General features: G+C 61.6%; 21 protein-coding genes and 1 pseudogene. 14 read left to right on the forward strand and 8 right to left on the reverse strand.

The annotated features are described in order from the left end of the window. Window positions 1–519: 519 nt before the first annotated feature. Window positions 520–708, reverse strand: coding sequence for a hypothetical protein (locus tag AC01FP_RS08260; protein WP_474479469.1), 189 nt, complete (start codon window positions 706–708; stop codon window positions 520–522). A 319-nt stretch (window positions 709–1027) separates the two neighbouring features. Here AC01FP_RS08260 and AC01FP_RS08265 point away from each other — a divergent pair, with 319 nt between their 5' ends. Together AC01FP_RS08265 and AC01FP_RS08270 are read left to right on the forward strand one after the other, a co-directional pair. Continuing rightward, on the forward strand, window positions 1028–1186 hold the full coding sequence (locus tag AC01FP_RS08265) for a hypothetical protein (protein ID WP_474479471.1): 159 nt from the start codon (window positions 1028–1030) through the stop codon (window positions 1184–1186). A 108-nt stretch (window positions 1187–1294) separates the two neighbouring features. Further along, a complete protein-coding gene (locus tag AC01FP_RS08270) occupies window positions 1295–1465 on the forward strand; it encodes a hypothetical protein (RefSeq protein ID WP_474479473.1) in 171 nt (56 codons plus the stop codon). 659 nt (window positions 1466–2124) lie between these two features. Here AC01FP_RS08270 and AC01FP_RS08275 read toward each other — a convergent pair. From AC01FP_RS08275 to AC01FP_RS08285, 3 genes and pseudogenes are all read right to left on the reverse strand, one after another. After that, window positions 2125–2999, reverse strand: a pseudogene (locus AC01FP_RS08275) (cation diffusion facilitator family transporter); the annotation flags it as partial. A gap of 173 nt (window positions 3000–3172) precedes the next feature. After that, complete coding sequence (locus AC01FP_RS08280) at window positions 3173–3313, reverse strand: hypothetical protein (protein ID WP_474479476.1); 141 nt, start codon at window positions 3311–3313, stop codon at window positions 3173–3175. Window positions 3314–3323: 10 nt separating this feature from the next. Continuing rightward, a complete protein-coding gene (locus AC01FP_RS08285) occupies window positions 3324–3449 on the reverse strand; it encodes a hypothetical protein (RefSeq protein ID WP_474479478.1) in 126 nt (41 codons plus the stop codon). A 196-nt stretch (window positions 3450–3645) separates the two neighbouring features. Between AC01FP_RS08285 and AC01FP_RS08290 the strand changes: the two genes are divergently transcribed. Both AC01FP_RS08290 and AC01FP_RS08295 read left to right on the forward strand, forming a co-directional pair. Further along, window positions 3646–4506: a transglutaminase-like domain-containing protein gene (locus AC01FP_RS08290; RefSeq protein ID WP_474479480.1), complete on the forward strand. Its 861-nt coding sequence runs from the start codon at window positions 3646–3648 to the stop codon at window positions 4504–4506. Window positions 4507–4600: 94 nt separating this feature from the next. Next, window positions 4601–4825 (forward strand): FeoA family protein, encoded by a 225-nt coding sequence (locus tag AC01FP_RS08295; RefSeq protein WP_474479482.1) that lies wholly within the window; start codon window positions 4601–4603, stop codon window positions 4823–4825. Window position 4826: 1 nt separating this feature from the next. Here AC01FP_RS08295 and feoB read toward each other — a convergent pair whose 3' ends face one another. Together feoB and AC01FP_RS08305 are read right to left on the reverse strand one after the other, a co-directional pair. Further along, window positions 4827–6680: a ferrous iron transport protein B gene (gene feoB / locus AC01FP_RS08300; protein WP_474479483.1), complete on the reverse strand. Its 1854-nt coding sequence runs from the start codon at window positions 6678–6680 to the stop codon at window positions 4827–4829. Window positions 6681–7091: 411 nt separating this feature from the next. Continuing rightward, on the reverse strand, window positions 7092–7577 hold the full coding sequence (locus AC01FP_RS08305; protein WP_474479484.1) for a DUF3122 domain-containing protein: 486 nt from the start codon (window positions 7575–7577) through the stop codon (window positions 7092–7094). A 90-nt stretch (window positions 7578–7667) separates the two neighbouring features. Between AC01FP_RS08305 and psbA the strand changes: the two genes are divergently transcribed. From psbA to petC, 3 genes are all read left to right on the forward strand, one after another. Next, window positions 7668–8747 (forward strand): photosystem II q(b) protein, encoded by a 1080-nt coding sequence (psbA, locus tag AC01FP_RS08310; RefSeq protein WP_474479485.1) that lies wholly within the window; start codon window positions 7668–7670, stop codon window positions 8745–8747. 123 nt (window positions 8748–8870) lie between these two features. Then, window positions 8871–9368 carry a Tll0287-like domain-containing protein gene (locus AC01FP_RS08315; protein WP_474479486.1) on the forward strand — a complete coding sequence of 166 codons (498 nt, stop codon included), beginning with the start codon at window positions 8871–8873 and terminating at the stop codon, window positions 9366–9368. A 70-nt stretch (window positions 9369–9438) separates the two neighbouring features. Then, the gene (gene petC, locus AC01FP_RS08320; RefSeq protein WP_474479488.1) at window positions 9439–9987 is read left to right on the forward strand and encodes a cytochrome b6-f complex iron-sulfur subunit; all 549 of its coding nucleotides are present in this window, start codon (window positions 9439–9441) and stop codon (window positions 9985–9987) included. A gap of 72 nt (window positions 9988–10059) precedes the next feature. On the opposite strand, the gene AC01FP_RS08325 is transcribed toward petC, so the two are convergent. Beyond that, entirely contained in the window at window positions 10060–11019 is a 960-nt protein-coding gene (locus AC01FP_RS08325; protein WP_474479489.1) for an ion channel, read from the reverse strand. Between the two features lie 88 nt (window positions 11020–11107). Here AC01FP_RS08325 and AC01FP_RS08330 point away from each other — a divergent pair, with 88 nt between their 5' ends. The 4 genes from AC01FP_RS08330 to AC01FP_RS08345 all read left to right on the forward strand — a co-directional run bounded on the left by AC01FP_RS08330 (window position 11108) and on the right by AC01FP_RS08345 (window position 15012). After that, window positions 11108–12403: an NAD(P)/FAD-dependent oxidoreductase gene (locus AC01FP_RS08330; RefSeq protein WP_474479490.1), complete on the forward strand. Its 1296-nt coding sequence runs from the start codon at window positions 11108–11110 to the stop codon at window positions 12401–12403. A 1091-nt stretch (window positions 12404–13494) separates the two neighbouring features. Then, the gene (locus AC01FP_RS08335) at window positions 13495–13929 is read left to right on the forward strand and encodes a rhodanese-like domain-containing protein (protein WP_474479491.1); all 435 of its coding nucleotides are present in this window, start codon (window positions 13495–13497) and stop codon (window positions 13927–13929) included. 172 nt (window positions 13930–14101) lie between these two features. Beyond that, entirely contained in the window at window positions 14102–14770 is a 669-nt protein-coding gene (locus tag AC01FP_RS08340; RefSeq protein WP_474479493.1) for a peroxiredoxin, read from the forward strand. A gap of 23 nt (window positions 14771–14793) precedes the next feature. Further along, entirely contained in the window at window positions 14794–15012 is a 219-nt protein-coding gene (locus AC01FP_RS08345) for a hypothetical protein (RefSeq protein ID WP_474479494.1), read from the forward strand. Between the two features lie 46 nt (window positions 15013–15058). Here AC01FP_RS08345 and AC01FP_RS08350 read toward each other — a convergent pair whose 3' ends face one another. Next, complete coding sequence (locus AC01FP_RS08350; protein WP_474479495.1) at window positions 15059–15406, reverse strand: ArsR/SmtB family transcription factor; 348 nt, start codon at window positions 15404–15406, stop codon at window positions 15059–15061. Between the two features lie 169 nt (window positions 15407–15575). On the opposite strand from AC01FP_RS08350, the gene AC01FP_RS08355 reads away from it, so the two are divergent. The 3 genes from AC01FP_RS08355 to AC01FP_RS08365 are packed head-to-tail and all read left to right on the forward strand — an operon-like array spanning window position 15576 to window position 18253. Then, the gene (locus AC01FP_RS08355; protein ID WP_474479515.1) at window positions 15576–16697 is read left to right on the forward strand and encodes an MBL fold metallo-hydrolase; all 1122 of its coding nucleotides are present in this window, start codon (window positions 15576–15578) and stop codon (window positions 16695–16697) included. A gap of 36 nt (window positions 16698–16733) precedes the next feature. Continuing rightward, on the forward strand, window positions 16734–17279 hold the full coding sequence (locus tag AC01FP_RS08360; RefSeq protein ID WP_474479496.1) for a rhodanese-like domain-containing protein: 546 nt from the start codon (window positions 16734–16736) through the stop codon (window positions 17277–17279). Beyond that, on the forward strand, window positions 17276–18253 hold the full coding sequence (locus AC01FP_RS08365) for a sulfite exporter TauE/SafE family protein (RefSeq protein WP_474479497.1): 978 nt from the start codon (window positions 17276–17278) through the stop codon (window positions 18251–18253). Before AC01FP_RS08360 ends, AC01FP_RS08365 begins: the two co-directional genes overlap by 4 nt. The last annotated feature ends 397 nt before the right edge of the window (window positions 18254–18650 follow it).

An 18650-nucleotide genomic window follows, 5' to 3' on the forward strand; every position in this document is an offset into this window, starting at 1 on the left:
TGGAGGTGACCCAGTCGCAAAACTGGTTCCACGCAGAAGCGCCTTGGCGCTGCTGAATAGTGGTTGTCATGAGAACGGTTTGGGGAAGGGCTTACCTGATCTGGGCCGGAAGGCCTTGCAGGAGAGCAGTAGGTAGGTGCGGGGCGGAAAACCGCTCGCTCATCTGAACTTAACACCAGTTCACATTTGGCAGCCAACCCAGAGGTGCAATTAGACGACAGCAAAGCTGATGGCACCGATAAGCCTGGCTAATCACGCACTATCCGGTGGCCGCTGCAAAGGGATTGGCATCCTGCGCCGGGTCAGATTTTGCTGGTTTCAGTGAGCGGCGCAGGGGGACCGTTGTTGCATAGCCAAACAGGATCCGCACTCAGGTAACGACCGCCAACGGAACCCTGGTGCCGCGGAATATCCAGGCACAGCTGACGCGCCGGGGATATCGCTCCACCGCGGAGCAGCCAGTCCAGCCAAGTTCGCTTTGATAGCTCATGCCGCCATCCTGGCCGAACCGGGTCAGCGTTACCAGCGTTCACCGCTGCGGCATTCCTCGATCACCGAAGTGTTGAGAGACATGGTTGCTTGAAGCTGGCGCAGATAAGTGGCCAATGCAGAGCGATCCAGCTTGCGCAGAGACTGCAGGCTCAGGCGGCCGCCTAGTCCAACGAGGATGTCGATCTCATCGTCTTCATGAAGACCGGCCTGATGCAAGCAATTCGACTGTAGTTTGATACCAAGGTTATTCCGCTCAGCGGCGGATCGCCTGCGGGAAGTGCTGGCTGGGGTCAGCTAAATGACTTTGGGGCTTGGACTGGGTCAAGGAAAGCCTCGGGCTTTCTACGTTCGGTTTGTGGTTTTCAGTGCTGCAGATGCCGCCCGCTCAAGCCGGTGATCGTGGCCTACATCGACGGCGGCGGCATCTCCAAATCGGAGGTGAGCCGCCTCTGCTAGGGCTTTCCCGCGTCCCCATAGGCGGAGCCTTCTCCGCAGGAATAGCGGGCCAGGACATGGTTTCTGCCCCCATGTAGCAGTGTTCTTGATCCAGGCCCTTGAGCAGATGCTCTCCCACTGGCAGCGGGTCATCGAAATGCTGCGCAAGCAGTTCCCAAAAGCTTTGCCGGTGATGGACGCCGCCCGTGACGACGTGCTGGCCCACTCTTGCGCAGAAGACATCGTCTACCTCCACTAACCGCAGGACCACTGTCGCGAGGTATGGAGCACCAACCCGTTGGAAAGGCTGAATCTCGTACCGCGAGATGCGCTTGGCAGCGCAGTGATCAAACACCGCACCTAAGTGATGGGCATCTTCCCCAATGAGGCTGCGATCGTGCTGCTAGTGGGCAGCCAGCTGCTGGAGCGCCGCCGCTTCTTCTCCGAAGAGACCATGGCCAAGATCCCGGAGCACGAGGAGCCGTTGGAGCTCGCTGATCGTGATCCGGCCGCCCAGCCGGCAGTAAGCACCAGCTGAAGCGGACCATTACCTCTCACGCTATATGTAAAACTCCTCGATCGCTGAGTAGAACAACTAGCTTCCAGGTAGTCATCCACTAGCTGTTCCTCTTTGCTCTCCGGAAAGGGTCACAGGATCTCCTGAATTACATCATTCGGAGGGGCGGTGCCTGCCGCAGGATGTATTCAGGCTGAGGTTGTGACTCAACAATGTGAGCATGGCGATAAGCCTGGCGAGGTATACAAAGGAACATAAACTCCAGCACTTGGAGGGTCGGCTTGGCGAAGTGGCTAGGGAGCTAGTTGAATCGAAACGGCAACTCAAATCGCTCTGGAAAAATAGTGATGGTTGGTTCTTAGTTGGGACCCTTGCCCTGGCTTGGCACAGTTTTTACCTCTTTCATGTGATTCCATCTGCCCGAACTGTTAATAGGATAGGTGTTCTCTTCAGATCAGGGAGAGGAAAATCACTGGCTTGGAGCTTCTGGTCCTGGACGCGGCCACCACTCCCTCTGCCAGGCAAGTTGAAGCCTCTCCAATTCGCTCACCAGGGGGCTTGATAGAACAGGGCAATGCGTCGTTACAGCGAGGCCAGCTTGATGGTGGCTTCTGCGAACTGTCTGAAGAAATCAAGCCCGCAATGGCTCGACTTTCCTCCCAGCGGAATCCCTGGTCATCCCAGGCTTTTTGATCCTCGATTGGTTCGAGATGGGTGAGTACGTGAGTGCGGGGCAGCGCCGTGGCGATTTCTTGCTCAAGCTGGTCACAGAGGTCATGGCCTGCCTGCACCGTCCAGGCGCCTGGCACCAGCAAGTGGAAAGATACGAATCGGCGCGATCCGGCTACCCGGGTGCGCAGGGCATGGAAGCGGATCTCCTCCGTTTTGTAGGAGTCGAACAAGGCCTCTAGCGTTACTTGCTCGTCATCAGGCAAGGAACGATCCAGCAAGCCGGAAGCGGTTTCGTGGAGCAGCCTCCAGCCGGCGATAATAATATTTAGTGCTACAGCGAAGGTAATCAGTGGATCGAGGATCGTTAGCCCGGTGACCTGCACCAGGCCAATTCCCAGCACCACTCCGATCGAGGTCCAGACGTCAGTGAGCAGATGGTGCGCGTCGGCCCGCAGAGTGATCGAGTGGAAACGGCGGGAGCCTCGCAGCAGGATCCAGGCCACCAGGCCATTGAGGGCGGTGGCCAATAGGGAGAGAGCCAGTCCGATTCCCAGTTGCTCCAAGGGCTCGGCTGTAGCAGTCGGCCAACAGCGGCGTAGATGATCGCTAGGGCCGCCAGTACTATCAGCACACTTTCCAGACCGCTTGAGAAGTATTCGGCCTTGAAATGGCCGTAGTTATGACTTCGGTCGGCCGGTTTGGCGGCCAAAGTGAGTGCCCAGATGGCACCAAGAGCTGCTACTAGATTTACTACGGATTCCATCGCATCGGAGAGCAGCCCCATCGACCCGGTGAGCCGCCAGGCCGCCGTCTTTAGGACGATCGTGGATACCGCGGCTGCCACCGATAGCAACATGTATGCCCGCGCAGATGCAAAGGCCATCGGAACGGGAAGGGTGGCATCGGCATGATGGCGCCATTGGCGTAGAGGCGCTCAGTTTCTGAAATCGTTTGATTTCAGTTGATTCTTAGTGTGCTCTCCCTGCTTAATTGCAGCGCGTCAGATAAATCTGGTGGCGTTTTTTCCCCAGACTCATACATGGCCAGAATTTCCTCCTAGGTAGTGATGGAGGCCAGCTGGGTCCAGTACTCGGCATCCAAATATTCCCTGGCGTCAAAACCGCTCGGATACTGCCGATAGGCAATGGACTGAGCGTCTCCCACCATCGCCAGGTTGATGTTGATCTCGCTGACCACTTCGGCCCCCCTAGTGGTCCCGGATCGTTTCGCCGTCGCCGATCGAGAGCAGCTCTCCCTTCAGGGCATGGGCCGAACCTGACACCGGCAAGGCAGCCGGCAGAAGCTGCAGGAGGGTCAGCCAGCGCGAAGTCATCGCTCAAACCTGCATGCCCGCGATTTCGATGCACTCAGTAATTCCCATCGACCGCTCTTCGCTTCTGCAGCAATCCCAATCGGGTTCAGCTGAACGCCAGCTTCTGTCTCATCTCCAACGCATACCCGCCCCTGCAGCAGCCTGATGGCCTGTGCGGCGCCAACATGCCTAAGTAGGCTATCGCGACGTCGCTGCTGTGCTCCTCGCCATCGGCTGCAGGCTGGAAATCCGCTGCCCCGCGGCCACGCCCCTGCTGGCCCTGGTGCATCCCCACGCCAGCCTGCTGCCAGAGCTGCGCAGCCCTGAACGGGTGGGGCTTAGCCCGGATCGCACCTATGAGCTGCTTACCGATAGCGCCGGCAACCGGTGGAGCCGCCTGATTGCCTCCGCTGGTGTCACCACCTTTAGTTATGAAGCCCGGATCGAGCAGTCCGACAGCAGCGATCCCGTGGTTGCTACTGCCACGGCCTGTGCGGTGCAGGCGCTGCCGGTAGATACCTACCCCTTGCTCAACCCCAGCCCCTATTGCGACACCGCCGCGCTGATGGCCTTTGCCTGGCAGACCTTCGCCGCTGTGCCAGCCGGCTGGGTGCGGGTGCAGGCGATCTGTGACTGGGTTCACGAGCACATCCGCTTTGACTACCAGGCCGTGGCCCCGGAGAAGAGCGCCAGCGACACCCTGCGAGATGGAGCGGGGGTGTGCCGCGATTTCGCCCACCTCGCCATCACCTTCTGCCGCTGCCTCAACATCCCCGCCCGCTACTGCACCGGCTACCTCGGCTACACCGGCATCCCCCTAGGTGAGGAGCCTGTGGATTTCTCCGCGTGGTTTGAGGTGTTTCTCGAAAACCGCTGGCATGTATTTGATGCACGGCACAACATCCCGCGCTGCGGCCGGGTACTGATCGCCCGCGGCCGCGATGCCGCCGATGTGCCCTTTTTGCGCTCGTTCGGGGCCCATGAGCTGCTGGGGTTTGCGGTGACTACCGAGCCCGTTGAAACCGCTAGCCAGCACCCTCTTGTGCAGCACCCCCCTGTGCAGAGCTCCCTGTGCTGATCAGCTGGCTGTCCGCTGCCCCCGGGGTGTGTCAAATGGCGCGGGAGTAAGGGCTCAATCAGCCCTAAGGTAAATTCACTATCTCTTCATCACGATGCCGTTAAGCAGCGTCAGTCAAGGGGCCAGGGTCACACTGCAAACCCTGCCCGCCCATCCGGTGCTGGTGCAGCGACTGCGGGCGCTGGGGGTGCAGCCGGGAGCAGAGATCGAGGTGGTGCGCCGCGGCAAGCCAGGCGGCATCCTGCACCTTGCCTGCGGCTTCCTGGAATTCATGCTGCGCCACGAGCATGCCCAGGAGATGGAAGTGGGCCCAGCCTGATTTACAACCCAAAGCCCAGCAGCCGGCCACCCTGGAACACCACCAGGGCCATCAGCCAGGCCAGCAGCAACGACCAACCCAGTGACAGCAGGGCAAACGACCGGCTCTTCGATTCCTGCAGCTGGGCGGCCACGGTGCCAAGGCAGGGGGTATAGAGCAGCACGAAGGTCATGAAGCTGAGCGACTGCAGCGGCGTGATCAAGCTGTCAATCACACCAGCCAGGTCCGTCTCGCTGGTTTTGTAGATCACGGCCATCGCCCCCAGCAGGATCTCCTTGGCGATGACACCAAAGAACAGCGACACAGTGAGCGCTGGATTCATGCCGATCGGGGCCAGCAGGGGCTGGAACAGCCGGCCGATCCCATCGGCGAAGGTGGCACCATTGCCCTGAACGGCACCAGGCGGCAGGTTGGTGAGCAGCCAGATCGCCGCCGCCCCCAGCACTATAAAAGTGCGCGTGGTCGCCAGAAAGTTCAACGTCTGCGTCCAGCCCCGACGCAGGATCGTGCTCAGGCTCGGGGTGCGATAAGGCGGCAGCTCCAGCACGAAGGCCTCCTGGGAGGGGTAGGCGCGCTTGAACAGCAGCCCAGTGATCACCACGGCCACGAAGCTGAGCACATAAAAGCCGAACACCACCAGTCCTGGTGCCCACCATGGTTTTGGGAAGAAAACGGCGGCCATGAACAGGAACACCGTGAGCCGGGCCTGACAGAGGGCAAAGGGGATCACCAGCATCGAAAGCAGTCGCATGCCCCGGTCGCGGATCACCCTGGTGCCCAGGATCGAAGGCACGTTGCAACCGAAGCCGATCACCTGGAGCACGAAGGCACGGCCATCCAGACCGATCCAGCGCATGAAGCCATCCATCAGGAAGGCAGCCCGCGGCAGGTAGCCGGAATCTTCCACCACGGCGAGCACCAGGTAAAAGAGAAAGATGATCGGCAGGAAGGTGGCCACCGTGCCCACCCCCAGCCACACGCCATCGACCAGGAAGTCGCGCAGAAAGGGCGGTGCATTGAGTGCCGCCAGAACCGGTTCCAGGATCGCGGTCTGGAGCCAGTCGATGCCGTTGCCCATTAGGTCCTGGGCTGGCGGACCCACCGCAAATAGCAGCTGGAACAGCGCCAGCACGATGCCCAGAAACAGCACCAGACCCACCAGCGGGTGGAGCAGAACCCGATCCGCCAGACGGGTGCGGCGGTTGATAAATCGAGGCGGTAGCTGCACATGCCGGGCCAGCAGCCCCTCCACCCAGGGCTGGGGTATCTCGACCAGGGCCTGATCCAGAGCGGCTTCTCGAGGCTCTCCGCCGAGCCCCTCGCCCAGCCGGTGCACTCGCCCGATCAACTTGTGAATGCCCTGGTCGCGGCGGGCACTCACGGCAAGCACTGGCAGCCCGAGGGACTCAGCCAGGCCGCCGGTATCGATTGTGATGCCGAACTGCCGCGCTTCGTCGCTCATGTTCAACGCCACTACCGTCGGGATGGCCAGGGCTTTGAGCTGCAGTAGTAGTCGCAGCTGGCTGGCGATCTGGGTGGCGTTGAGCACCACCAGCAGCAGGTCCTGCGGCGTGTGCCGCAGGAAGCGCTGCACCACCGCCTCGTCCTCACTGCTGCCGCTGAGATCGTGGATGCCGGGCATGTCCACCAGCTGGTAGCTGCGGCCGCTGCGGTCTGCCGGCATGGCGCCGCGCAGCAGCTCCACCGTGAGGCCGGGCCAGTTGGCGATCTGAGCGTTGCCACCGGTGAGCCGGTTGTAGAGGGTGGATTTACCTGTGTTGGGCATACCGAGCAGCGCCACCGTAAGGGCACCGCCCTGGCTGTCCTTGCGGCGACCAGGATGGTTAGCGGTCATGGCAAGGGAAGCAAGAGGACCAATCAAGTGGGGCCAGGTAACCCCAAGGGAACCGCTGGCCTGCACCTCGGCAGCGAGAGGTGGGCATGGATCGCCTTGGTGAGCTCTTTGATGACCTGTTGACTTTAAAGATGGTTTAACATCATCACACTTCTATATTGACTGATCTGACCGAAAGGGCGGTTCGGCGGAGCGTGCCTATTGCTACGCGGCGAGGTTCAAACGATCTGGCAGCTGGGCGCACCGAAATCCAGCACAAACTGGTCTTCGGGCTGCGGGCTGCTCAGCGGCGCGGTGATGCTGAGCCTCCGGCTGCTTTTGCTGTTGCGCTCAGGGTGGCTGATCTCAACGAGCTCTGCAGACCCGCTGCGGGGATGGCAAGAACTAATCGGCTCGAGTCACCCCGCCTTATTAGGCGCCATGTAGGGCCGCCACCGCTGCCGCACCGGCTATCAGCCGGGCTGTATCTCCGGCTGTGAGCGGCACCTCCAGAGCGAGGGGCAACTCGGCTCGGGGCCTGGGCTCCAAACCAGCCAAGTCGAATTGGGCTAAACCGGCCGGTAATACCTCCTCGCCAGCGGGCACCAGCTCGTTGCTGTAGTTGGCCAGCTCCCAGGCGCCACCCATGCCATCGCGCAGCTGCAGGGGCCGGTCGTGGTCGAGCTGCTGCGTGCCGGAGCGATCGGTCAGGCGGAGACGCCGGCCGGCCGGATAGGCCGGATCGCCTTGCTCCAGCAACGTGAGCGACCAGACGCGGCCGGCCTGATCCCGCAGCACCCAGGGCTGGGCCTCCGTCCCCTGGGCAGCCCCTGGTGCCAGCAGTAACCCTGCAAGCAGCAACCCAAACAGGCCTCCAAGTCGCCAGGACCGCCGCGGGCATTGAGCAGAAACACCCATGATCAAGACCTCTCGTATCAATAGTTTCACGTTACCGTTATATGCAGGTAAAGAGTGCACCTCTTCGCCCGCCATACACGTTTTCTCGTCATGACCACAACCTCCATCACGCGCTCCAGGGGCAACCCCTGGGAGTCCTTCAAGGACTGGATCACCAGCACCAACAACCGCCTCTACATCGGCTGGTTTGGCGTGCTGATGATCCCCACCCTGCTGACGGCCAACATCTGCTTTGTGATCGCCTTCGTGGGCTCCCCGCCCGTTGACATCGACGGCATCCGCGAGCCCGTCTCCGGCGGCCTGCTCTACGGCAACAACATCATTACGGCCGCGGTGGTGCCCAGTTCCAACGCCATCGGGCTGCACTTCTACCCGATCTGGGCCGCCTCCAGCCTCGATGAGTGGCTCTACAACGGTGGCCCCTACCAACTAATCATCTTTCATTTCCTGATCGGCATCTTCTGCTGGATGGGGCGTGAATGGGAGCTGAGCTACCGACTCGGCATGCGCCCCTGGATCGCCGTGGCCTACTCCGCTCCCGTGGCCGCCGCCACTGCCGTGCTGCTGGTGTATTCGATCGGCCAGGGCTCCTTCTCCGATGGCATGCCACTCGGCATCTCCGGGACCTTCAACTTCATGCTGGTGCTGCAGGCCGAGCACAACGTGCTGATGCACCCCTTCCACATGCTCGGTGTGGTGGGCGTTTTCGGCGGCGCCCTGTTCTCCGCCATGCACGGCTCGCTCGTCACCAGTTCCCTGGTGCGGGAGACCACCGAAACCGAATCCCAGAACCGGGGCTACAAGTTTGGCCAGGAGGAGGAGACCTACAACATCGTGGCCGCCCACGGCTACTTCGGCCGTCTGATCTTCCAGTACGCCTCCTTCAACAACAGCCGCAGCCTCCACTTTTTTCTGGCCGCTTGGCCGGTGATCGGCATCTGGTTCGCGGCCTTAGCGGTGGCGAGCTTCTCGTTCAATCTCAACGGCCTCAACTTCAACCACTCGGTGATGGATCACCAGGGCCGGGTGATCAACACCTGGGCCGATGTGCTCAACCGCGGCGGCCTCGGCATCGAGGCGATGCACGAGCGCAACGTGCACAACTTCCCCCTCGATCTGGCGGCTGTGGAGATGACCCCTGTGGCGCTCAGTGCGCCGGCGATCGGTTAGTGGGACTTTGAATCCCGCCCAGTCGATCCTGCTTCGCTCCATGGACTGAGCAGTCAACCTGGGGCCTGGAGTGATCCGGGCCCTTCCCTCCAGAAGGGCAAGGACTGGGCCCGGGGCCTGCACGTGGCCATCAACGGGGGAGTGCTGATGCTGTTCGGCGTTGGGCTGTTGACGGCCCGGCCCGGTACCGCCCTGGCAGCAGAGGCCTCGCCGCCGATGGTCTCCCTGCCAGGGGGTGCGGCAGCACTCTCCAAGGCCTTCGTGGCGATGGAGCAGCACGATCAGGTGCGCCAGGTGGCCAGCAAGTACCGCAACCCCGACCATGCCCCCGCCAATGATCAAGAGCGTCAGGTGATCGATCTGTTCAGCCGACACCCTGCGATCAACGGGCTCTGGGAGCCGGCCGTGGCGGAACAGGGCGCCGGCCTGAACTACTACCGCCGCATCAACGTCGAGCCGAGCTGCCTGGCCTGCCACGGCACCAAGGCCAGGCGGCCGGCGTTCATCAAAGACAACTACCCCGACGACAAGGCGTTCGACCTGGCCGTTGGTGAGCTGCGCGGCATGTATGCCGTACACCTGCCGGAGGTTCAGGCGGCTCTCGCCGCCGCCGCAGGCTGAGCCACGACAACGCAAAAATTGACATACAGTATGCGTATCTCGTCATAAAAGGATCGGAGGTTCCGGAGCCATGGCCCTCATTCCCGCACGACCGTCCAGTGACGAGGTCCCCAGCCTGGGCCGTCGTCAGTTCATGAACCTGCTCACCTTCGGTGCCGTCACCGGGGTGGCGCTCGGAGCCCTCTACCCGGTGGTGCGCTATTTCATCCTTCCACGGGAGGCTGGCTTATCGGGTGGTGCCCTTGCCCTAGACGAACTCGGCAATCCGATCGCAGCCAGCGGCTGGCTGGCCAGCCACAGCGAAGGCGACCGCAGCCTGGTGCAGGGTCTCAAGGGCGATCCCACCTATCTGATCGTGGAAGGGGAGGGCGCCATCGGCGCCATCGGCCTCAATGCCATCTGCACCCATCTGGGTTGCGTGGTCCCCTGGAACAGCGGCGAAAACAAGTTTATCTGCCCCTGCCACGGCAGCCAGTACGACCCGGAGGGGGCCGTGGTCCGAGGTCCCGCCCCGCTGCCCCTGGCCCTGGCCCATGTGGTCGTGCAGGGCGAACGGGTGCAGCTCAGCACTTGGAGCGAAACCGATCCCCGCACCGGGCAGCAGCCTTGGTGGAGTTGAACAGAAGGTTCTGAACCGGCTGCTGGCCAGCCCCCTAAGGGTTCAGACAAGGGGCTATGGGTGAGCGGGCCGTTAGGCGCAGGTACCACCCGGCTGAATAGGCGGGATCAGGCTATTTGAACAAGGCTCGATCTGATTGAAGTTGGCAAACTCAAGCTGTGGAGGCATGTCGTCTTCGGCGATCATCATGTCGACGAAACGATGGTCGAAGTGAACCTGGGCGAGCGGATAGTGATGATGCGCATGGATCGGCCTCTCCAGGATTTCGTCGATACCGGAAAATGAAATCACGATCTCGGCATTAGCTGCCTGGAGCGAGTTGGCTGTTGCCCCAAGCAAAGGACTTTGCGGATCGATCGGATGCATCACCGTCCAGGTAAGCAGGAACAAGGGCGAGTGGTCGCGCAGCAGGTTGAGCGGCAGTAGGCGACGCATCCGCTGGCCTTCTGCGGAGCGCTCATCGATGGCCAAATAGGCCCGCAACTGGGCCTCGATGATGGCCTTGCGGCGCTCATTGGCCAACCGAAACATCAATGTGGGCAGGCCGTTGTAAGTGTGGACCGTGGCCTCTTGAGAGAACAGGATCCGCGCCGTGGATCGGGAAAAACGGCTGAAGACCAGCCCCGTGACCAACGCGGTAATAAACAACCCCAGCAAGGACTCGGCGGTGACGAGCAGATTGCTGTAGAGACTTGTCGGAAATAGTGCCCCATAGCCGATCGAGCCCAGGGTGTGGACGCTGAAGAAAAAGGCTTCCGCAAAGCTGGTGGTGGGTCCATCCACCCTGGCGATTCCCTGGGGATCGAGAACATAAAGACCGGCGAACAGCAGGTTGAGGAGCAGGTAGCCGGTGGCAACCAAGCCGAAGAACACGGGCCAGGGAACGGCCAGCAAAAGGTGATTGGGGTACCGCCAGTGCCGGATCCAGTTCGCCGGATTCACGGCCGAAACGATGCCGCCGTGCTTTTCAAGTCGCTCCTGGCCGGCCCTTGAAGGCTCTCCTTGGGCCTGTCCCTGCGCTCGCATGGCCATGGCAGGTATCCGTATTGATACACGTCATAATTTTAACCGCTTTATGCGATTAGCCGCATTAAAGTTGCGGTGGACCTGTTTCCCGCCCATGACTCCCCTCAAAGGCGGCGGCCAATGCCACCACAAGGTTCTGATCGTGGGCGGTGGTTCCGGTGGGATCACCGTCGCCAGCCAATTGCTAAGAGCTAGTCCCGGCCTGGATGTGGCAATCCTGGAGCCCGCTGCCGTTCACGAGTACCAGTCGGGCTGGATCCTGGCCGGCGCCGGCCTGCTCCCCTACGAAGCAACCCACCGCCCTGAGGCCGCTGTGATCCCGGCGGGCGCCGTCTGGATCCAGGACCGAGCGACTGCTTTCGAGCCCGAAGCCCAGCGAGTGATCACGGAGGCAGGGGAAACGCTCAGTTACGACGTGCTCGTAGTGGCCATGGGCCTCCAGCTCAATTGGAGCGCCATCAAAGGCCTCCCGGAGGGCCTCGGCCACCATGGCATCGTCAGCAACTATTCCTACGCCCACATCGCCGCCACTTGGGAGACGATCCGCAGCTTCCAGGGGGGAACCTCCCTGTTCACCCATCCCGCCACGCCGATCAAATGCGGCGGCGCTCCCCAGAAGGTGATGTACCTGGCCGACGAAATCTTTCAGGCCACCAGCGGCGTGGGGGTGAACACGCGCGTTGTTTTCTGCAGCGCCTTGGCCCAGCTCTATCCGGTCAAGGCCTACAGCGCCACAATCGAGCGCGTCGTGGCGCGGCGGGGCATCGAAGTTCTCCTTCGCCACAACCTGATCGAGGTGCGCCCTGAGGAGCAGGTGGCGGTCTTCGAAGTGCGGGAGGAAGGCAGGGAACCCTTCCAGGAGGAGATCTGCTTCGACCTGCTGCATGTGGTGCCGCCGATGGCGGCGCCGGACGTGGTGGCCCAAAGCCCCCTGGCGATTAAGGGGCAGGGCGGCTGGGTGGACGTGGACCGCCTTACCTGCCAGCACAAGCGCTTTGCCGATGTGTTCGCCCTCGGCGATGTGAGCTCCCTGCCCACCGCCAAAAGCCTCGCCGCCATCCGGGGGCAGGCGCCGGTGCTGGTGGCCAACCTGCTGGCTCAGCTTGATGGGCGCCCGCTTGAGGCCCACTACGACGGCTACACAGCCTGCCCGCTGATCACCAGCTTCCACAGCGTGGTGATGGCGGAGTTCGACTACAACCTGCAGCCGGTCAGCTCCTTTCTGGTGGATCCCACCCAGGAGCGCTGGAGCATGTGGCTGGTGGAAACACGGCTGTTCCCATGGGTCTACTGGCACCGGGTGCTGAAGGGGCGCCTTCACGAAAGTCGGTTCCTGAAGCCGTTCGCACCGCTGGTACGAGCACTGGGCCTTGCGCGCAAGGAAGGCTGAGCAGGGCTCGAGACGCGAGACGACCCGTAGGGACAGATGGCCCGTTTAGTCGCTGTGCGACCAGCGCAACTGTTGCCTTAGCGGCGCTCCATTGGTGTTTTTCCGCCCTGGGCGCAGGAATGGTAGCGCCCTTGGATCCATCAACAATGCGATATATGTTGGTACATTAAAATAATTTAGTTTATGATTATAGCTGGACCAAGCACTCGATCAGAGGGGGATTTCCATCATAGGCAGATCTGGAAATCCGATTAAGTTGAAATAGTTCAGATAGAGCAGGCCAAGATCATGAAATCTTCTTTTTCTACATCAACTTTTCAATGTCTGCACCGTTTCCGCCGCTTTCTCGCCCAGGGCACGGCACCGGTTGGGGGGCGAGCTCTATGAGCGCTCCAGTATCGATTCACCCGCTGGACTAAGGCTGAGGCTCAATGTGGAGTCCGAGGGGCTGAAATTGGATCATGACCGTCCGCTCGTGCTCAGTGATGGGCATGTTCAGGGTTGGAGTCTTGCCAACCGCAGCGAAGAACTTATGGACAGTGCTGATGGTGCGATCCCAGTGGGCTCATCCCAGTTCGATGCCGGATGCCTCGACCCCATCCCGAGTGAAGGCGTGCCTTTGCAGATGTGGGTAGCTAGTTCTGCAGGTGATCTGAGCTTTGCCCTTTCCCCGGGTCAGGTTCAGTTCCTCCACTCCTTGACTGAAGCTTGCGCAAACTTAAGTTTGGCTTCTGTGGACGGCACCACTCGGATGCCACCATGGACGGGAGGAAGCGAGACTTCGCCGGCGGCTAACGGCCGCTTCCTTTCTTCTTATTTCTGCTCCAGGATTCGTAGCAAACAGATCACCATGCTCTGCTGGGACACCCAGACCCCGTTGCAGCTGCTAGATCGACCAAGAGAGCTACTCGTCGATGTTCATGCTCACGTTCATCGGCGTGCTCATTCCTATCATGCTCTTTTACAACATCTATAATTATATGGCCTTTCGAGGAAAGGTAAGTGCTGAATGAACTAAGCCAGTTGCCTTCCAGCACGATCAACGAACCTAGAGTATCGATAAGCCATCTATGTATAACTTCCGATCAATCTTGCTGGCAGTTGCACTCAGTCTCTGCCTGCTGATCTTTGCGCCTCAGGGCGCCTCTGCGGCTGCCATTGACTCCGCAGTGGAGCAGTACCTCTCCAACCTGCCGAGCGATTTTCACGCGATCCGATCGGTGCCAGCCCTTAAGAGCCTGCTCGCCAGCGGCAACGTGCTGCTGATTGACGTGAGGACCCCTGCTGAGTACCGGGCGGGATACATTCCCGGAGCCATCAACAGACCGTTGAACGATCTCGGCCGCTACGCGGCTGAGATTTCCCCAGAGCGCGAGGTGGTGTTGTATTGCTCCAGCGGCTTTCGCTCTGCCATGGGAGTGATGGCGCTGCAGCTGGAGGGACGCCACCAGGTGAAGGGCTTTGCACCCAGCATCGGAGGCTGGAAGGCGGCTGGTGAACCCGTGGTGACGACAGAAGGCGCGTAGGCCTGGGGGGGGATGCCCCTGTCCCATGGCATTCGCCGGAGATCAGGAGCTATAGGCAGGAGTGCAGCGAGCACGCCAGGTCACAGTTACTACGATTTAACGATATTGTTATTAAAGCAGCTGCGGCATATGTTCAAAAGCCGTTGCCTCTCGTCCACCCTGCACGTTTGCCATGACTGACGCCACCATTCCGGGCACCGTTCCGGCAACCCAGCCGGGCTTCCCCCGCATCAAGGAGCCGGCCCCCTATTTCGAGGCCCGCACCACCCACGGCATGTGCAAGCTCACCGACTACGTCGACAAGTGGCTGGTGCTCTTCTCCCACCCCGCTGATTTCACGCCGGTGTGCACCACCGAATTCATGGCCTTTGCCCGCGCCTATCCAGAGTTCCAGAAGCTCAACTGCGAGCTGCTGGGCCTGTCGATCGACAGCTATTACGCCCATGTCGCCTGGGTGCGCAACATCAAAGAGAAATTTGGGGTTGAAGTCCCCTTCCCGATCATCGAGGACCTGTCGATGAAGGTGGCCCATGCCTACGGGATGATTCAACCCGGTGCTTCCGACACCTCAGCAGTGCGGGCCACCTTTGTGATTGACGACAAGGGAATCCTGCGGGCCATGGTCTATTACCCGATGACCAACGGCCGCTCGATCAACGAATTCCTGCGCCTGGTGCAGGCCTTGCAGACCTCCGATGCCCATGGCGTGGCCACCCCTGAGGGTTGGCTGCCTGGCGAGAAGGTGATCGTGCCGCCGCCGGCCGATGCCGCCGCCGCTGACGCCCGCATCAACGAGGGCTACGAGTACATCGACTGGTATTTCTGCAAAAAGTCGCTCTGAGCGCGGAGGATGAGGCTGAGCTGATGCCCTGGCCGTTCCCTTGCCTGCTGCGTCGGCGCCCTTGGCTGTTGGTGGCGGCCAGGCTGGTGAGCCTTAGCGCGGACATCGGTGATCGGGTGCAGGCAGGCCAGCAGGTGGGACAACTGGATCCGGTGCTGAAGGGGCGCCTTCACGAGAGTCGGTTCCTGAAGCCATTCGCGCCCTTGGTGCGCTCGCTTGGATTAGCTCTCAAGGAGTCCTGAGGGTCCCGTTCAGGCCGATTGCGCACAGGCATAAAGGTGGTGTGGATCAGACCGCCTGCAACTGAAGCAACTGTTGCTCCAACCTTTGCCTCAGGCGCCCCTGCACCAAATTGCAGAGTTCATGCACCAACGGGTCGGCAACTGTGTATGTCAGCCGCACTCCATCACGCTGGTAGCTCACCAGGCCAGCGCGTTGCAGTTGACCCAGCTGGCGGCTGATGTGCGACTGGCTGAAACCGGTGGCCTCGATCAGGCTGGCCACATCCAGGGGACCTTCGTGCTTGAGCTGGCAGAGCAGTTGCAGTCGGGCCGGCTCGCTCAGTAGACGAAAAAACTGGCTGAGCTCTTCTAAGAGCTGGGGGCTTGGCAGGGTCCCGGCGGCGGGTGCAGCCATGGCATTGCTGTATGTCGCTTTAGACATTATGCAGCTAAAGAGGCATCCATAGTTCCGCCTGCGGTAGGCACCGCGCCCCAAGCCTGCCGCCAAAAGAGTCAGAGCCAGCACGAATCGCTTCATGCGCATAATGCGGGTATGCTCATAGCAGTTGGTGATCGATCACCCCATGGACGCCGCTGCCGCTCCCGCCCTGTCCCTATCTGCCGCTGCCGGCGGTGGCCCGCTGCTGTTCCGCCAGCTCTTCGACGGCGATACCGGCACCTTCACCTATTTGCTAGCCGATGTGACCAGCCGCAAGGGGGTGATCATCGACTCGGTCTTCGAGCAGCACGGCCGCGATCTCTCCTTGATTCGTGAGCTGGGCATCGAACTGGTGGCGTCGATTGACACCCACGCCCACGCCGACCACGTGACCGGGAGCTGGCTGATGTACGAGGCCACCGGCTGTGAGATCGGCCTGGCCGCCGTCGTCCGCGCTGAAAACGTCAGCCGGCCCCTCTCCCACGGGGATCGAGTCGCCTTCGGCGGTCGCTCCTTGGAAGTGCGCAGTACCCCAGGCCACACCGACGGTTGCATCAGCTTCGTGCTCGATAACCAGTCGATGGCTTTCACCGGAGATGCCCTGTTGGTGCGGGGCTGCGGCCGCTGTGATTTCCAGCAGGGCAATGCCCACAGCCTCTGGACCTCGATCACAGAGCAATTGCTGACGCTGCCGGAGTCGTGCCTGCTCTACCCAGCCCACGACTACACCGGTCGCGCCGTCACATCCGTGGCGGAAGAAAAGGCCTTCAACTCAAGACTTGGCGGCAACGCTACCGAGCGGGATTTCGTGGGTCATTTGGAGAACATGAAACTTCCCCACCCCCACAAGATCGCCGAGGCGCTTCCCGGCAACATGCGCTCCGGCAAATCGCGCAACACAGCCACCGCTCCCGCCTGGGCGCCCCTGGCGCGCAGCTATGCCGGCCTACCTGAAATCACACCGGCCTGGGTAGCGGCTCACCTGGGGGACCTCACCGTGCTCGATGTGCGCTCCACAGAGGAATTCAACGGACCCGATGGACGAGTGGCCGGCAGCCTGTTGATCCCTCTGCCGGAGCTGGAAAGCCGCACCAGCGAGATCCCCACAGGTCGCCCGCTGGTGGTGGTCTGCCATTCGGGTAGCCGTTCGGCCCTGGCCACCCAGCAGCTGCTCAAGGCCGGCCGCCAGCAGGTCGCCAACCTCCACGGCGGCCTGAGCCGCTGGGCTGCTGAGGGCTACCCACTCGATGGCGCCGTCCAGGCATGAAACCTGCCATCCCCATCTGATTCCACCCTGACCTTCATGGCCATGACCGCCACCCCCACCCGCATCAACCCCCACGATTTGGCCGACCAGCTGGCTGCCCGCGAAGTCACCGTGATCGATGTACGCGAGCCGATGGAATACGCCTCCGGCCACATCACCGGCAGCCTCAACATTCCGCTGGCGCGCATTACCCAGGCCGATCTGCCTCGCGGACCCTTGGTGCTGGTCTGTCAGAGCGGTAACCGCAGTGCCAAGGCCTTGAGCCAACTTCTCCAGCAGGGCCACCCCCACCCGGTGGCCGACCTGATGGGTGGTCTGCCCGCCTGGCAGCAGGCCGGTTTTTACGTGCGCAAGCTCAAGGGCGCCCCGCTGCCGTTGATGCGTCAGGTGCAGATCGCGGCCGGCAGCCTGGTGCTGCTGGGGTTGATCCTGAGTCAGACGGTGGCGCCGGGCTGGATCTGGCTGAGTGGCTTCGTGGGCGCCGGCCTCACCTTCGCTGGCATCAGTGGCTTTTGCGGCATGGCCCAGCTGCTGGCCGCCATGCCCTGGAACCAGGTGTCGATCGGATCACAGGGGGAATGATCACCTCCCTAACAGTGCTGCTGCTCTCGGGTGGTGCCTTGATCGGCTTCCTGCTGGCGGTGTTGGGGGCTGGCGGCTCGATCCTGCTGCTTCCCCTGCTGGTAAGTGGTGCAGCCTTGCCCACCAAGGTCGCCGTACCGCTCTCACTGCTGGTCGTCACCCTGCTGGCCCTCGGCAATGTCGGTCCCTACATCCGCCGCCGCCAAGTCGCGATCAAGCCAGCCCTGATTCTGGGTCTCCCGGCCCTGGCGGGCAGCTTGATCGGCGGCTCGCTGGTGAAGGCCGGTCTCATCCCGGAGCAGGTGCAGCTGGGGATCTTCGCGGCAGCGGCTTTGCTTGCGTCCTGGCTGCTCAATCGCCGGAGTGCTTTGAAGCATCCCCCCAACGACGGACGCCCAGCCGGCTTGTCCATGGCGCTGGCCAGCCAAGGCGTGCTGGTGGGTCTACTCACGGGCATCGCAGGGGTCGGCGGTGGCTTCGCGATCGTGCCGGCCCTGGTGCTGCTGGCTGGCCTGCCGATGCAACTAGCCAGCGGTACCAGCCTGGTGCTGATCAGCCTCAACTCTCTGGTGGCTTTTGTCGCCCTGGGCCACTGGCCAGCAGCCCATCTGCCGCTGATGTTGCCGTTGATCGGCGGTGGCGCCATTGGCGCGATCATCGGCCAGCGTCTTGCGCCCCACCTGCCAGAACTGCGGCTGCGCCAGGGGTTCTCAGCACTGCTGATCGGTTCGGCCCTACTCACCGGCTTTGAGGCCTGGGAGCGCCATCACCGTCCGCTCGCTGCTCTGCGGACTGCCGCCAGTCGCCAGGTTGCTCCGTTTCCATCGGGGTCAGTTCGACCTTTCTCTTCGTCTTCGCCAATGCCGGCCCACCCTGCTCCAGATCGTGCCACTCAGGATCTGATGGTGGAATTCCACGGCACTCCGGCTCATGGGAACCCCAGCTGCTCCTCTGTCAGCACTTTTATCTGGTGACGAATGCCAGAGAGAAAGCCATTCCGCTCCAGCAAGTGGAGGCCGACTTCATCGTCAACACCAGCAGCGACTGGATCGTGGCAAGCGTGAATGGAGACTCCCGCAACCTGCCCGAGTCGGAGGGCAAACTAATCAAACTAACCACCCTTACAAAGCCAGTCGCCGATTCCACATCCAGGTGCATCATGGGGCTCTGTCCAAGCTGTTTGGGGCGCAGCGCGTCCACTTCCGGTTCAGCGTCGTCCGTCAAACGACATCCTGATGCCCGATGCTCGTCTTGATCAGATCGTTCTGATGGTGGCCCTGAAGGCTTCGGACTGCTGATCAACCTGGCGGTCTGCACTGGCCGTACCAAGCAGGTGAAGGCACAAAGGATCAGCGACTACCTGACAGTTCA

This window comes from Cyanobium sp. NIVA-CYA 375 (genome assembly GCF_056108345.1).

Bases quoted from the DNA above. Each gene is read 5' to 3' on its own strand.
- AC01FP_RS08270 (WP_474479473.1), top strand. From the start codon at position 1,295: ATGGGCATCTTCCCCAATGAGGCTGCGATCGTGCTGCTAGTGGGCAGC.
- AC01FP_RS08285 (WP_474479478.1), bottom strand. From the start codon at position 3,449: ATGACTTCGCGCTGGCTGACCCTCCTGCAGCTTCTGCCGGCTGCCTTG.
- AC01FP_RS08295 (WP_474479482.1), top strand. From the start codon at position 4,601: ATGCCGTTAAGCAGCGTCAGTCAAGGGGCCAGGGTCACACTGCAAACC.
- feoB (WP_474479483.1), bottom strand. From the start codon at position 6,680: ATGACCGCTAACCATCCTGGTCGCCGCAAGGACAGCCAGGGCGGTGCC.
- AC01FP_RS08305 (WP_474479484.1), bottom strand. From the start codon at position 7,577: ATGGGTGTTTCTGCTCAATGCCCGCGGCGGTCCTGGCGACTTGGAGGC.
- psbA (WP_474479485.1), top strand. From the start codon at position 7,668: ATGACCACAACCTCCATCACGCGCTCCAGGGGCAACCCCTGGGAGTCC.
- petC (WP_474479488.1), top strand. From the start codon at position 9,439: ATGGCCCTCATTCCCGCACGACCGTCCAGTGACGAGGTCCCCAGCCTG.
- AC01FP_RS08325 (WP_474479489.1), bottom strand. From the start codon at position 11,019: ATGGCCATGCGAGCGCAGGGACAGGCCCAAGGAGAGCCTTCAAGGGCC.
- AC01FP_RS08330 (WP_474479490.1), top strand. From the start codon at position 11,108: ATGACTCCCCTCAAAGGCGGCGGCCAATGCCACCACAAGGTTCTGATC.
- AC01FP_RS08340 (WP_474479493.1), top strand. From the start codon at position 14,102: ATGACTGACGCCACCATTCCGGGCACCGTTCCGGCAACCCAGCCGGGC.
- AC01FP_RS08345 (WP_474479494.1), top strand. From the start codon at position 14,794: ATGCCCTGGCCGTTCCCTTGCCTGCTGCGTCGGCGCCCTTGGCTGTTG.
- AC01FP_RS08350 (WP_474479495.1), bottom strand. From the start codon at position 15,406: ATGGCTGCACCCGCCGCCGGGACCCTGCCAAGCCCCCAGCTCTTAGAA.
- AC01FP_RS08355 (WP_474479515.1), top strand. From the start codon at position 15,576: ATGGACGCCGCTGCCGCTCCCGCCCTGTCCCTATCTGCCGCTGCCGGC.
- AC01FP_RS08360 (WP_474479496.1), top strand. From the start codon at position 16,734: ATGGCCATGACCGCCACCCCCACCCGCATCAACCCCCACGATTTGGCC.
- AC01FP_RS08365 (WP_474479497.1), top strand. From the start codon at position 17,276: ATGATCACCTCCCTAACAGTGCTGCTGCTCTCGGGTGGTGCCTTGATC.